At 67.7% G+C, this 13951-nt stretch carries 10 protein-coding genes and 1 riboswitch; of the genes, 1 reads left to right on the top strand and 9 read right to left on the bottom strand.

The features are described 5' to 3' along the window. Positions 1-79 precede the first annotated feature (79 nt). A complete protein-coding gene (gene typA, locus AC07VM_RS18215; protein ID WP_267417839.1) occupies positions 80-1993 on the bottom strand; it encodes a translational GTPase TypA in 1914 nt (637 codons plus the stop codon). 101 nt (positions 1994-2094) lie between these two features. Between typA and AC07VM_RS18210 the strand changes: the two genes are divergently transcribed. Next, entirely contained in the window at positions 2095-2901 is an 807-nt protein-coding gene (locus AC07VM_RS18210) for a CPBP family intramembrane glutamic endopeptidase (protein WP_494912626.1), read from the top strand. 10 nt (positions 2902-2911) lie between these two features. Here AC07VM_RS18210 and AC07VM_RS18205 read toward each other — a convergent pair whose 3' ends face one another. The 8 genes from AC07VM_RS18205 to gcvT form a co-directional block, all read right to left on the bottom strand. Beyond that, complete coding sequence (locus AC07VM_RS18205; protein ID WP_494912625.1) at positions 2912-3481, bottom strand: PH domain-containing protein; 570 nt, start codon at positions 3479-3481, stop codon at positions 2912-2914. Continuing rightward, positions 3478-5160: a dipeptide ABC transporter ATP-binding protein gene (locus AC07VM_RS18200; RefSeq protein WP_267417835.1), complete on the bottom strand. Its 1683-nt coding sequence runs from the start codon at positions 5158-5160 to the stop codon at positions 3478-3480. Before AC07VM_RS18200 ends, AC07VM_RS18205 begins: the two co-directional genes overlap by 4 nt. Further along, positions 5157-6110, bottom strand: a complete 954-nt coding sequence (locus AC07VM_RS18195; protein ID WP_267417834.1) for an ABC transporter permease — start codon at positions 6108-6110, stop codon at positions 5157-5159. Before AC07VM_RS18195 ends, AC07VM_RS18200 begins: the two co-directional genes overlap by 4 nt. Beyond that, complete coding sequence (locus AC07VM_RS18190; protein ID WP_267417833.1) at positions 6100-7029, bottom strand: ABC transporter permease; 930 nt, start codon at positions 7027-7029, stop codon at positions 6100-6102. Before AC07VM_RS18190 ends, AC07VM_RS18195 begins: the two co-directional genes overlap by 11 nt. A gap of 95 nt (positions 7030-7124) precedes the next feature. Beyond that, positions 7125-8771, bottom strand: a complete 1647-nt coding sequence (locus AC07VM_RS18185; protein WP_494912624.1) for a peptide ABC transporter substrate-binding protein — start codon at positions 8769-8771, stop codon at positions 7125-7127. Between the two features lie 220 nt (positions 8772-8991). Next, positions 8992-11838: an aminomethyl-transferring glycine dehydrogenase gene (gene gcvP / locus AC07VM_RS18180; RefSeq protein ID WP_494912768.1), complete on the bottom strand. Its 2847-nt coding sequence runs from the start codon at positions 11836-11838 to the stop codon at positions 8992-8994. A gap of 61 nt (positions 11839-11899) precedes the next feature. Then, on the bottom strand, positions 11900-12277 hold the full coding sequence (gene gcvH, locus AC07VM_RS18175; RefSeq protein WP_267417830.1) for a glycine cleavage system protein GcvH: 378 nt from the start codon (positions 12275-12277) through the stop codon (positions 11900-11902). After that, on the bottom strand, positions 12274-13398 hold the full coding sequence (gcvT, locus tag AC07VM_RS18170) for a glycine cleavage system aminomethyltransferase GcvT (RefSeq protein ID WP_494912622.1): 1125 nt from the start codon (positions 13396-13398) through the stop codon (positions 12274-12276). The genes gcvH and gcvT overlap by 4 nt, the downstream gene beginning before the upstream one ends. A gap of 232 nt (positions 13399-13630) precedes the next feature. Then, a riboswitch (glycine riboswitch) is annotated at positions 13631-13725 on the bottom strand. Positions 13726-13951: the final 226 nt, after the last annotated feature.

The raw sequence follows: 13951 nt of genomic DNA, 5'->3' as shown, positions 1-13951 counted from the left end.
ATTTACATGAGAAGAGGGCCTCGTGCACGCCTTTCGGCGGCACGAGGCCCTCTCACTCGGAGCGTCTCCGAGAGTGGTCTCAGACGTTCGCGTCCTGACGCTTCAGGCGAGCGGTCTCCCGCGCGCGGGTGTTCGCGTCGAGGTTCACCTTGCGGATGCGGACGACCTCGGGGGTCACCTCGACGCATTCGTCGTCACGGGCGAACTCGAGGCTCTCCTCCAGCGTCAGCTGGCGCGGAGGCGTCATCGACTCGAAGGTGTCGGAGCTCGCCGCACGCATGTTGGTGAGCTTCTTCTCCTTGGTGATGTTCACGTCCATGTCGTCGGCGCGAGAGTTCTCGCCGATGACCATGCCCTCGTAGACCTCCTGCGTGGGCTGCACGAAGAAGGACATGCGCTCCTGCAGGGCGATCATCGCGAACGGGGTGACGACACCCTGACGGTCGGCGACGATCGAGCCGTTCTGGCGCGTGGTGATGGAACCGGCCCACGGCTCGTAGCCGTGCGAGATCGCGTTCGCGATGCCGGTGCCACGCGTGGTGGTGAGGAACTCGCTGCGGAAGCCGATGAGGCCGCGCGACGGGACGATGAACTCCATGCGCACCCAGCCGGTGCCGTGGTTCGTCATGTTCTCCATGCGACCCTTGCGGTTCGCGAGCAGCTGGGTGATCGCGCCGAGGTGCTCTTCCGGCGTGTCGATCGTGAGGTGCTCGAACGGCTCGTAGGTCTTGCCGTCGATCTTCTTCGTGACCACCTGCGGCTTGCCGACGGTGAGCTCGAAGCCCTCACGGCGCATGTTCTCGACGAGGATCGCGAGGGCCAGCTCTCCACGGCCCTGGACCTCCCAGGCGTCCGGACGTCCGATGTCGACGACCTTGAGCGAGACGTTTCCGATCAGCTCCTTGTCGAGACGGTCCTTGACCATGCGAGCGGTGAGCTTGTGACCCTTGACCTTGCCCATGAGCGGCGAGGTGTTGGTACCGATCGTCATCGAGATGGCGGGGTCGTCGACCGTGATGGCCGGCAGCGGACGCACATCCTCGGGGTCGGCGATGGTCTCGCCGATCGTGATGTTCTCGAAGCCGGCGATGGCGACGATGTCGCCGGGGCCGGCGGAGTCGGCGGGGTAGCGCTCGAGCGCACGCGTCTTCAGCAGCTCGGTGATGCGCGCGTTCTGGTGCGTGCCGTCAGCACGGACCCAGGCCACGGTCTGGCCCTTCTTCAGCGTGCCGTTGAAGACGCGCAGGAGTGCGAGACGGCCGAGGAACGGGCTGGAGTCGAGGTTCGTGACCCAGGCCTGCAGCGGGTGCTCGTCGTCGTACTCCGGAGCGGGAACGTGCTCGAGGATCGCCTCGAACAGCGGCTCGAGGTCGTCGTTGTCCGGCAGCGAGCCGTCGGCGGGACGGTTCTGCGATGCCGCACCGGCACGGCCGGAGGCATAGACCACCGGCACATCGAGGAGCGCGTCGACGTCGAGGTCGGGCACATCGTCGACCAGGTCGGAGGCGAGACCCAGCAGCAGGTCGTGCGCCTCTTCCTCGACCTCCGCGATGCGGGCGTCGGGACGGTCGGTCTTGTTGACCAGGAGGATGACGGGGAGCTTGGCCTCGAGCGCCTTGCGCAGCACGAAGCGGGTCTGCGGCAGCGGGCCCTCGCTCGCGTCGACGAGCAGCACGACACCGTCGACCATGGACAGGCCGCGCTCGACCTCGCCACCGAAGTCGGCGTGACCCGGGGTGTCGATCACGTTGATCGTGATCTCCTTGCCCTGGGCGTGCTTGCCCTTGTAGGTGATCGCCGTGTTCTTGGCGAGGATCGTGATGCCCTTCTCACGTTCCAGGTCGTTCGAGTCCATGGCGCGCTCATCGACGTGGGCGTGTTCGCCGAAGGAGCCCGTCTGACGCAGCATGGCGTCGACGAGAGTCGTCTTGCCGTGGTCGACGTGGGCGACGATTGCGACGTTGCGGAGGTCAGAACGGAGGGCGTGCGCCATACAGGTGTCCTAAAGAGTGTGGGGTTTCGTCGGGAAGCCGACGTTCCAGGATAACGCAAGCTCAGGGCGCGTTCCTGAATACAGGTCGTAGCATCGAGATCGTGACCCGATCGCAGGCTCAGGGAGACCCTCCCGACCTCTCCCCCACCCCCTCCCGCGCGCGACTGTGGTGGGAGATCGCGATCGTCCTGGCACTCGGACTCGGACAGTCCGCGGTGTACGCGATCGTGCAGCTCGTCTACCGCCTCACCGACTCGGTCCCGATCGCCGACCAGGTGGCGAAGCTCAACCCCTCGCGCAGCGACCGGGAGATCTTCGACCTGATCTATCAGGTGCTCGCGATCGGATTCTCGATCGTCCCGGTGCTGCTGGTCTGCTTCCTGCTCTGGCAGTCGCGCCGCCCGCACCTGGAACGTCTGGGCCTGGACGGCACGCGGGTCGGGAGGGACGCAGGTCGTGGTGTCCTCCTCGTGCTGGCGATCGGCATACCCGGCATCGCGCTCTACCTCGGCGGACGGGCGCTGGGGATGACGGTCGCCATCGACCCCGCGGGGATCGACGCGTACTGGTGGACGGTGCCGGTCCTGCTGCTGGCGGCGGCCCGCGCGGCGCTGCAGGAGGAGTTCGTCCTGCTCGGCTACCTCTTCACCCGACTCCGGCAGCTGGGCTGGGGGCCGTGGTCGATCATCATCGCGACATCGATCCTGCGGGCGAGCTACCACCTCTACCAGGGCTATCCGGCGTTCTTCGGGAACCTCGCCATGGGGCTGCTGTTCGGCTGGCTGTACCAGCGCTCCGGCCGTCTGATGCCGTTCCTCGTGGCGCACTTCCTGATCGACGCCACGGCGTTCGTCGGCTACCCGTGGGCGGCATCGATGTGGCCCGACCTGTTCGGCCTGCCCGGCTGAGCCGAGCGGCTCAGCTCGCGTTCGCGACGAGCAGCACGGAGATCGCCGCCCAGACGATGATCACGGCGAGAGCGATCAGCGCGCGCGCGTCCCACGAGCGACGGATCTCCCCGGTCGCCGCGGCGCCCGCGCTCTGCCAGCGATCGCGGATGTCCGTGAGATCCGCGAGACCGGCCGGCGCCTTCTGCTCATCGTCCTGACGCATGCGGCTCCGACGCTGACGCGCATGGGCGGGGCCGCCGAAGCAGCTGATGTCGGTGCCGTCCTCGAGGGAGAAGACGAGCTGCCACCGCATGTCGATATCGCGTACCCGGCTCCAGCCGAACGACGTGCGGCGCAGCAGGTTCTGGACCACCGCTCCCTCGCCGTCGACGCGTACATACGAGACGAAGCTCAGTTCGTAGATGCACCAGAGGCCGAGCAGCACCCACGGCGCGAGGAGCAGCATCTGCCCCCAGCCGCCGCGGACAACGGCGTCTCCGAGGAGGAACAGCGCCAGCAGGCCGGTCAGGACGATGGTGATGACGCCCGAGGGCGCACGGAGAGTCCGTGCGCCCTCGGGTGTGGGTGCTGCCGTCACGATCCGGCGCCGCCCAGGGGGATGGTGACACCCGGGATCGCCTTGAGCAGGCGATCCGTGTACTCCTGCTGCGGGTTCGCGAAGATCTCGTCGACGGTCCCCTGCTCGACGAGCTTGCCGTGCTCCATGACGCAGACGAAGTCGCTGGACACGCGCACGACCGCGAGGTCGTGAGTGATGAACAGGTACGTGAGATCGAGCTCCGACTGCAGCTCGGCGAGCAGCTTGAGGATCTGATCCTGCACCAGCACGTCCAGAGCCGAGACCGCCTCGTCGAGCACCACGATGTCGGGCTTGAGCGCCAGTGCGCGCGCGATGGCGACACGCTGCCGCTGTCCACCGGACAGTTCGTTGGGATACCGCGTCGAGAGATCACGGGGCAGCGACACCTGGTCGAGGAGCTCGAGCACCCGCTCGCGCCGCGACGTCTGGTCGCCGATGCGGTGGATGTTCAGGGGCTCCGCGATCGTGTTGCCGATGTTGCGCATCGGATCCATCGACCCGTAGGGGTCCTGGAACACGGGCTGCATGCGCCGCCGCAGTCCGAACGCCTGAGCAGCCGAGAGGTGCGAGACGTCCTTGCCGTCGATCTCGATGAGCCCGGATGTGGGCTCCTCGAGCTTGAGCAGCATCTTGGCGACGGTCGACTTGCCGGAACCCGACTCGCCGACCAGCGCGAGCGTCTTGCCCCGCGGGATCTCGAACGACACGTCGTCGACCGCTCGGAAAGCCTCACTGCGGAAGTTCCCCTGGCGGATCCGATAGTCCTTCGTGAGTCCCGCCACGCGCACGGTCGGTGCGGTGTCGGCCAGTTCCTCGGCGGTCTTGACTCCCCGGTCCTCGACGATCGCCTGGATCCGCTGCGAGGCGATGCTCGGCGCGGCGCCGACCAGTCGCTTCGTGTACGGATGCTGGGGATTCTCGAGGATCGCTCTGCTGGGCCCCGCCTCGACGATGTCGCCACCGTTCATCACGATGATCTTCTCCGCACGCTCGGCGGCGAGGCCCAGGTCGTGCGTGATGAGGAGCACCGCGGTGCCACGGTCCCGCGTGAGCGAGGCCATGTGATCGAGGATGACCCGCTGCACCGTCACGTCCAGCGCGCTGGTCGGCTCGTCGGCGATGAGCAGCTTCGGATCGGCCGCGAGGCCGATGCCGATGAGCGCTCGCTGACGCATGCCGCCCGAGAACTGGTGCGGGTACTGGTGCAGGCGCCGGTCGGCGTCGGCGAGGCCGGCCTGCTTCAGGACCTCGACGGCCCTGTCCCGCACGTGTCCACGGCCCGAGGCGAGGCCGTTCGCACGGACCGCCTCCTTCACCTGGAACCCGATCGACCAGACCGGGTTGAGGCTGGCCATGGGGTCCTGCGGGACGAAGCCGATGTCCTTTCCGCGGACGTCCTCGATCTCGTGGCGGGCGAGCGTCGTGAGCTCACGCCCCTCGAGGGTGATGCTGCCGCCGGTGACCTTTCCGGTGCCGGGCAGCAGGTTGATGATCGCCGCAGCGGTCGTCGACTTGCCGGAACCCGACTCCCCCACGATCGCGACGGTCTCTCCGGCGTGGACGTCGAAGCTCACCCCGTGCAGGACCTCGCGCTCGCCGCCCTGGCCACGGAACGCGACCCGCAGGTCGCGCACGCTCAGGATCGGCTCGGTGGGTCGTTGTGCGCGATCGCTCATCGCTGCGCCCTCGCCTTCGGGTCGAGAGCGTCTCGGATGAGCTCGCCCAGCATGATGAACGCGAGCACCGTGACGGTGAGCGCGATCGAGGGATAGATGAGCGACATGGGCGCGATGCGCAGAGAGGTCTGCGCATCACTGATGTCCTTGCCCCAGGACATCACGTCACCGCTCGCGCCGCCGCCGAGCCCGACTCCGAGGAAGGTCAGAGTCGCTTCGGCCACGATCGCGCCGGCCAGTGCGAGCGTCGCGAGGACGAGCAGCGGGGCGATCGCGTTGGGGATCACGTGCGAGAGCAGCGTGCGGAAACGCGAGAGACCGAGCGAGCTCGATGCGGTCACGAACTCCGCCTGACGCACCCGCAGGATCTCGGCGCGGACGACGCGTGCCGTCGATGCCCACGCGAACCCGCCGATGGCGAGCGAGAGGGTGAAGACGTTGCGGAAGTCCGAGTACACGGTCATGACGACCACGGCGGCGAGCACGTAGGGGATGGAGAAGAAGATGTCGCCGATGCGCGAGAGCACAGCGTCGACCCATCCGCCGTAGTAGCCGGCGAGGGCGCCCATGACCAGGCCGATGCCCGATCCGATGATCGTCGAGATGAGTCCGACGCTCAGCGAGCTGCGGGCACCCCAGACGATGCGGGAGTAGATGTCGCAGCCCTGGAACGTGAAGCCGAGCGGGTGACCCGGTGCGGGGCCGCCGTTCGAGTTCGCGAGCTCGCATCCGTTGTTCGGCGGCGTCTGGGTGAACAGCGTGGGCCAGACCGACATGAGCACGACGATCGCGATGATCACCAGGGAGATCCAGAACATGGGCCGACGGCGCAGGTCGTGCCAGCCGTCACGCCAGAGGCTGGCGGGCTTTCCCGACACGACGACCGCATCGGTCTTGAGAGGCGTCTGCGTCACCGGGGCGACGAAGTGATCTGGTTTTTCAACTGACATAGCGAATCCTCGGGTCGAGCAGTCCGTAGAGCAGGTCCACGAGCAGGTTGACGAGAACGTAGATGATCACGAACACCGTCACGAACGACACGATGGTCGGCCCCTCGTGCTTCAGCGTCGCGTGGAACAGGGTGTTTCCCACGCCGGGGATGTTGAAGATGAACTCCGTCACCGTCGCCCCCACCAGCAGCACGCCGAAGTTCGTCGCGGAGTTGGTGATCACGGGGATGAGGGAGTTGCGCAGGACGTGCACGGGGATCACGCGACCACGCGAGAGCCCCTTGCTGTACGCCGTGCGCACCCAGTCCTGGTTCAGCGTGTCGAGCACGGACCCTCGCATCAGACGCATACTCGTCGCGAACAGGCTCAGGCCGAGCACGATCGCCGGCAGCCACAGATCGTTCCAGTCGTTCTGACCGCCGACGGTGGCACGGAACCACCCGAGTTTGATCGCGAGGAAGTACTGCGCCAGGAACGCGACCACGAAGATGGGCATCGACAGGAAAACCAGCGAGACGACGAGCGACCCGTTGTCGAACAGCTTGCCCTTGCGCAGCGCCGAGAACGTGCCCACGACGATCGCGAGGAGGAACTCGATGCCGATCGCCATGATCGCCAGGCGGCCGGTGACCGGAAGGGTGCGGGCGAGCACCTCGTTCACGGACTGACCCGAGAACGTCGTACCCATGTCACCCTGGAACACACCGAGGATGTAGTAGTAGTACTGCACCAGGAACGGCTGGTCGAGGTGGTACTGGGCGCGGATCGCTTCGAGCAGCGCCGGGGAAGGTGGCTTGTCGCCGAACAACGCCGCGATGGGGTCGCCCGGCATGAGGAAGACGAGTGCGTAGATCAGCAGAGTGGCCCCGAAGAACACGGGGATCAGCTGCAGCAGTCGTCGGATGATGTACGAGAACATCCCTCTCCTTTCATGGAGGTGACGTTCCCACGGGACACAGCTGCGAGGCGACGACGTGATCCGTCGCCGCCTCGCAGCTCAGTCTCCCATGGGGACTACTTCGTCTTGGTGATCTCGTAGTAGAGCGGCACGGAGTTCCAGCCGAAGGTGACGTTGTCCACCGACTCGCCGAATCCACCGGACACGTTCTGGTACCAGAGCGGAACGGCCGGGAGGTCCTCGAGGAGGATCTCCTGAGCCTTCTGGTAGTCCTTGATCGCGTCGGCCTGGTCGCTCGCCGATGCACCGTCAGCCAGCAGCTTGTCGACGTCGGCGTTGGAGTAGTCGCCGTCGTTCGAGGACGCACCGGTCGAGTACAGCGGGAACAGGAAGTTGTACAGACCCGGGTAGTCGGCCTGCCATCCCGAACGGTTCGCCGTCTGGATCGTGCGCTTGCCGTCGGCACCACGCTCGTTCACCGCGGCGCGCAGCGTCGCGAAGTCCACGAAGGGAGCTCCGGATGCCTCGATGCCGAGGGTGTTCTTGATGGAGTTCGACACGGCGTCGACCCATGCCTGGTGCGCGCTGTCCGAGTTGTACGCGATCTGGAAGGTTCCGGACCACGGCGAGATCGCGTCGGCCTCGGCCCACAGCTTCTTCGCCTCGTCAGGGTTGTAGGTGAGCACGTCGGCTCCGGCGAGGTCGTCGCTCCAGCCGTCGATCACCGGGGAGGTGAAGTCGCTGGCCGGCGTACGGGTGCCGTTGAAGATCTTGTCGGTGATCTCGTCGCGGTTGATCGCCATGGACAGCGCCGCACGACGGAGCTTGCCCTCGTCGCCGGAGAAGTGCGCGACCTGCTCGCCGATCGTGAACGACTGGAAGATCGCGGCCGGCTGGTTGACGGCACGGTCGCCCAGCTCGTCCTCGAACGTGGCGATCGAGGTGTCGGGGATCGCGTCGAGGACGTCGAGCTCACCCGAGAGGAGGTCGGCGTACGCGGCGTCGAGCGACGTGTAGAAGGTGACGGTCAGACCACCGTTGACGACCTCACGGCTGCCCTGGTAGTCGTCGTTCTTGACCAGCGCGATGCTGATGTCGTGCTGCCATGCACCGTCGCCGTCGAGCTTGTACGGCCCGTTTCCGATCGGGTTCTCACCGAACGCGGCCATGTCGTCGAAGGCGACGTCGGGCAGCGGGTAGTAAGCGGAGTAACCGAGGCGGGTCGCGAAGTCCGTGGCCACGGGAGTCGTGAGCTCGATCGTGAAGGTGAGGTCGTCGACCTTCTTCAGACCGGTGAGCTCGGCGTCTTCGGTGTCGCTGAAGCCGACGATGTCGCTGAACCAGGACTGGTTGAGCTGCTTGTTCGAGAGGAGCGCGCCGTAGTTCCAGGCCTTGATGAAGTTGTCGGCCAGCACGTCGGTGCCGTCGGTGAACTTCTGGTCCTTCTTGAGCTTGACCGTCAGCTTCGTGGGGCTGTCGACCGTGATCTCGTCGGCCATGTCGTTGACGAGTGCGCCCTTGCCGTCGTAGTACGCGAGTCCGGCGAAGATCGAGTCGAGGATCTTGCCGCCACCGACCTCGTTGGTGTTGGTCGGGATCAGCGGGTTCTCCGGCTCCGACCCGTTCGCGGTGATGATTGCCGAAGCGTCTCCGGTGGGCTTGTCAGCATCGTTGTCACCAGAACCACTTGCGCAGCCCGCGAGCGCCATGGCGCCGATCGCGAACAGCGCGACGCCCGCGAGGGCGATCTTGTTGCGCTTCACTTTTGTCCTCCTGTGGACTTGAACATGGTTCCACCCGCGCACCATCGCGCAGGCAGGGATACCTGAGAGTAACCCGCCGGGCCTCCCCCCGCCGTCCTCAGCTAACGAACCGTTACTGAGTGGTGACCATCCGTAACACCCGCGAAACACCGCCGAAAGCGGGACGGTGCGACGCCTCTCAACAGAAGCGCAGCACCGTCCGCTCAGATGCGCACGCAGGTCAGGCGAACGCCTCCACCGGCGGGCAGGCGCACACGAGGTTGCGGTCGCCGTAGGCCTGGTCGATGCGGCGCACCGGAGGCCAGTACTTGCCCGCCACGAGCGCGCGCACGGGGTACGCGGCCTCCTCGCGGGAGTAGGCGTGGTTCCACTCCCCCGCGATGAGCGACACCGCGGTGTGCGGTGCGTGCACCAGGGGGTTGTCGTCCGCGGGCCAGCGCCCGGCGGCCACGGCCTCCGCCTCGGCCTTGATCATGACCATCGCCTCGATGAAGCGCTCGATCTCGTCGAGGTCCTCGGACTCGGTCGGCTCGACCATCAGGGTTCCCGCGACGGGGAACGACATGGTCGGCGCGTGGAAGCCGTAGTCGATGAGCCGCTTGGCGACGTCGTCGACCGTGATGCCGGTGGCCTCCTTGAGCGGGCGGAGGTCGAGGATGCACTCGTGCGCCACGCGGCCGTTCTCGCCGGTGTACAGCACCGGGAAGTGGCCGCCGAGGCGCTCGGCGATGTAGTTCGCGGAGAGCACGGCCGCGGCGGTGGCGCGGCGCAGACCGTCGGCACCCATCATGCGCACGTACGCCCAGGAGATCGGCAGGATGCCCGCGGAGCCGTACGGCGCCGCCGAGATGACACCGCCCTCGAACGTGAAGCCGCCGAAGTGCTCGGCGCGCTGCGCGAGCGGGTGCGACGGCAGGAACGGTGCGAGGTGGGACTTGGCCGCCACCGGACCGATACCGGGGCCACCGCCACCGTGCGGGATCGCGAACGTCTTGTGGAGGTTCAGGTGCGAGACGTCGCCGCCGAGGTCCCCGAAGCGCGCATAGCCGAGCAGGGCGTTGAGGTTCGCACCGTCGACGTAGACCTGCCCGCCCGCGTCGTGCACGGCGGCGGTGATCTCGACGACCTGCTCCTCGTACACACCGTGCGTCGACGGGTAGGTGATCATCAGGGCCGAGAGCTCGTCCGCGTGCTGGGCGATCTTCGCACGCAGGTCGTCGAGGTCGACGTTGCCGAGCTCGTCGGTCGCCACGACGACGACCTTCATGCCGGCGAGCACGGCCGACGCCGCGTTCGTGCCGTGCGCCGACGACGGGATGAGGCACACCGTGCGGTGCTGATCGCCGTTCGCGTGGTGATAGCCCCGGATCGCGAGCAGACCTGCCAGCTCGCCCTGCGAACCGGCGTTCGGCTGCAGCGAGACGGCGTCGTAGCCCGTGACCTCGGCGAGCCAGCCCTCGAGCTGGTCGATGAGCTCGAGGTAGCCCTGCACGTCGGACGCGGGAGCGAACGGGTGGATGCCCGCGAACTCGGGCCACGTGATCGCTGCCATCTCGGTGGCGGCGTTGAGCTTCATCGTGCACGAGCCCAGCGGGATCATGCCGCGGTCGAGCGCGTAGTCGCGGTCGGAGAGGCTCTTCAGGTACCGCATCATGGCGGTCTCGCTGCGGTGGGCGTGGAACACGGGGTGCGTGAGGTACTCATCCTGACGCCGCAGCTCGTCGGGGAGCGCCCGCAGCTTCTCGTTGCCGAAGAGTCCGAACGCCCGCTCGTTCTTGCCGCCGAAGACCATCGCGACCTGGTGCAGCTCGCCGAGCGTCGTGGTCTCGTCGACCGCGATGCCGACCGTGTCGGCGTCCGCGACGTGCAGCAGGATGCCGTAGCCGTCGTGGGCCTGTGCGGCGTACTCGGCCGCACGTCCGGGAACGCGCACCTGCAGGGTGTCGAAGAACTCCGCGTGCACGACCTCGGCGCCGGACTCGACCAGCCAGTCGCGCAGCAGGGCGGCCTTCGCGGTGGTCTGGGTCGCGATCTCGCGCAGCCCGTCGGGGCCGTGGTACACCGCGTACATCGACGCCATGACCGCGAGCAGCACCTGAGCGGTGCAGATGTTCGAGGTGGCCTTCTCGCGACGGATGTGCTGCTCGCGCGTCTGCAGCGACAGCCGGTACGCGGGCTTGCCGTCGGCGTCCACCGAGACTCCGACGAGGCGCCCGGGAAGCTGGCGCTCCAGTCCCGAGCGGACGGCCATGTAACCGGCGTGCGGGCCGCCGAAGCCCATCGGCACACCGAAGCGCTGGGTCGTGCCCACCGCCACGTCCGCGCCGAGGGAGCCGGGCGATGAGATCAGCGTGAGGGCGAGGAGGTCGGCCGCGGCCACGGCGAGACCGCCCGCGAGGTGCACGGCGTCGAAGACCGCGGACGGATCCCACACACGGCCGGATGCGCCGGGGTACTGGACGAAGACGCCGAACAGGTCGGCGGGAAGCTCCTCCCCCGCGGCGAAGTCGACGGAGACGACCTGGATGCCGAGGGCCTCCGCGCGGGTCGCGAGCATCGCCTTGGTCTGCGGAAGCGCATCCGCATCCATCGCGAACACGTTCGAGGACGACTTCGACGCGCGCCGGGTCAGCAGCATCGCCTCGACGACGGCCGTGGACTCGTCGAGCATGGAGGCGTTGGCCGTGGTGAGCCCGGTGAGCTCGGCGACCATCGTCTGGAAGTTGATGAGCGCCTCCAGGCGCCCCTGGGAGATCTCCGGCTGGTACGGGGTGTACGCCGTGTACCACGAGGGGTTCTCCAGCACGTTGCGCTGGATCACCTGCGGGGTGATGGTGCCGTAGTACCCCAGGCCGATCATCGGGCGGTTCACCGTGTTGCGCGAGGCGAGGGTCCGCAGCTCGGCGAGAGCCTCGGTCTCGCTCGCCGCGGCGGGGATGCGCGACGATGCCGCGTCGGACGACGGGCCGGTGTAGATCGATGCCGGCACCGCCTGACGCATGAGTGCCTCGATCGGGCTGAGCGCGTCGTCGGCTCCGGTGGTGTCGAGACCGAGGGCGCCGAGCATCGCGTGCTGCGCGGCATCCGTGGGTCCGATGTGACGATCGGCGAAAGTGACCACGGGTGGATCAGCCCTCCGTGAGTGCGACGTAGGCGTCGCGATCGAGAAGTCCGTCCAGCGCACCTGCCGCGACCGAGACCTTGAGCAGCCAGCCGCCCTCGAACGGCGCCGCGTTCACGAGCGACGGGTCGTCGACCGCGGCGTCGTTGATCGCGACGACGGTGCCGGAGACCGGGGCGTACAGCTCGCCGACCGACTTGGTCGACTCGATCTCGCCGACGACGGAGCCGGCGGTGACCTCGGTGCCGACGGCGGGGAGCTCGACGAACACGACGTCGCCCAGCTTCTCTGCGGCGTAGTCGGTGATGCCGATGGTCACGGTGTCGCCGTCAGCGGCGATCCACTCGTGCTCTTCGGTGTAGCTGAGGGCGGCGAGATCGGTCATTTGGTCCTCCGGTAGAAAGGCAGGGCGGTCACGGTCGCGGGGATCCTGGTCCCCCGCACATCAAGGAATACTGCGGTTCCCTCCTCAGCGGAAGAAGGGTGCACGTAGGCCATCGCGATCGGATGGCCGAGAGTCGGGCTGAGGGCGCCGCTGGTGATCTCACCGAGGGGCTCGCCGTCCTCATCGACGACGGCGTATCCCGCGCGTCCGGCGCGCTTGCCCTCGGCGACCAGCCCGATCAGAACCGGGGCTTCGGCGGCGGCGGCAGACTCCTCCGCGGCGGCGAGAGCCTCCTTGCCGACGAAGCGCTCCTTGGCCGTCACGACGACGCGCCCGAGCCCGGCCTGCGCCGGACGGGTGTCGAGGCTCAGCTCATGGCCGTACAGCGGCATGCCCGCCTCGAGGCGAAGCGTGTCGCGGGCCGCGAGACCGGCCGGCACGAGGCCATGGGCGTCGCCGGCGGCGAGCAGTGCATCCCAGAGCCGGGCGGCGTCGTCGGCCGCGACGAGCAGCTCGAAGCCGTCTTCACCGGTGTAGCCCGTGCGAGCGAGGAGCAGCGGCCTGCCCTCGTAGTTCGCGGATGCCCAGGCGTAGTACTTCTGCTCGACCCAGGGGACGCTCACGTCGGTGATCGCGTCGGTCGCCGCGAGGATGGCCTCGGCCTGCGGCCCCTGCACGGCGATGAGCGCGTAGTCGTCGGAGACGTCCTGCACGGCGACGTCGAACCCGTCGGTGCGTGCGGACAGCGCGGCCGAGACCGCCTCGCGGTTGCCCGCGTTGGAGATGATGAGGAAGTCGTCGTCCTGCAGGCGGTAGACGATCACGTCGTCGATGATTCCGCCGGACTCGGCGAGCAGGAGCGAGTACTTCGCCTTGCCGACCACCAGGGCCGAGAGACGACCGGCCAGCGCGAAGTCGAGGAAGGCACCGGCGCCCTCACCGCGGACCGTGAACTCGGCCATGTGCGAGATGTCGAAGATACCGGCGCTCTGACGCACGGCATGGTGCTCGGCGAGGTCGGACGTGTAGCGCACCGGCATCTGCCAGCCGCCGAAATCGGTGAACGACGCGCCGAGCGCCTCATGGCGTTCGCGCAGCGGGGTGTAGCGAGGGTCGGACATGGAGTTCTCCCGGGCTGTGGCGGGTGGAACGGCGGCATCGCCGCTCCTCGGAACTCCCCCTCTGTCATGGGCCTGAGAGCTTCGCCCGTGCACGGAGGCGGGGCTTTCACCGTCGGCGGATCACGAACGTGGAGACTCGCAGAACTCGTCTCACCGGGTTTCGACCCGTTCGCCGGAGCGACCGTGCCCAACCCGACTTCTTGCTTCGCTCGAAATCGCTTTTCAGAGTGGCCGGAACCGCGCGGTACGCGTACCTGAGAGATTGGCGGGGAGGCTTGCTCCTTCGGTGCCCGGCTGCGTTCGCCGGGGCTCTCCCGCGTGGGTCATTCGGCCTGTCTTCAGTTGTGGCTTCAGTCTAGCGGGTGCCCTCCCTGCTCCCGAGTCCTGCCCCGCACGACGAAGCTCCCGTCGTCCTTCCTGCCGCGGCGGTGATGCGCGGACGGCCGGAAGGACGACGGGAGCGAAGAGACGGACCCTCAGTGGGTGAGGCCGAGTTCGTTGCGGACTTCGTCGCGGAGGCGGCCGAGGTTGTCGGGCTCCGGGGCGGCGCCGA

It is taken from the genome of Microbacterium sp. GW821-FHT01D02, from assembly GCF_059422585.1.
The sequence above is the reverse complement of the archived record's forward strand: the minus strand, read 5'-3'. Positions and strand labels throughout refer to the sequence as shown.

Excerpts from the sequence above, each read along its gene's own strand:
- gcvP (WP_494912768.1), bottom strand. The coding sequence starts at position 11,838 with ATGCTCGGCGCCCTCGGTCTCGACACCACCGGAGCCGACGACGCGCTC.
- typA (WP_267417839.1), bottom strand. The coding sequence starts at position 1,993 with ATGGCGCACGCCCTCCGTTCTGACCTCCGCAACGTCGCAATCGTCGCC.
- AC07VM_RS18200 (WP_267417835.1), bottom strand. The coding sequence starts at position 5,160 with ATGAGCGATCGCGCACAACGACCCACCGAGCCGATCCTGAGCGTGCGC.
- gcvH (WP_267417830.1), bottom strand. The coding sequence starts at position 12,277 with ATGACCGATCTCGCCGCCCTCAGCTACACCGAAGAGCACGAGTGGATC.
- AC07VM_RS18190 (WP_267417833.1), bottom strand. The coding sequence starts at position 7,029 with ATGTTCTCGTACATCATCCGACGACTGCTGCAGCTGATCCCCGTGTTC.
- AC07VM_RS18195 (WP_267417834.1), bottom strand. The coding sequence starts at position 6,110 with ATGTCAGTTGAAAAACCAGATCACTTCGTCGCCCCGGTGACGCAGACG.
- gcvT (WP_494912622.1), bottom strand. The coding sequence starts at position 13,398 with ATGTCCGACCCTCGCTACACCCCGCTGCGCGAACGCCATGAGGCGCTC.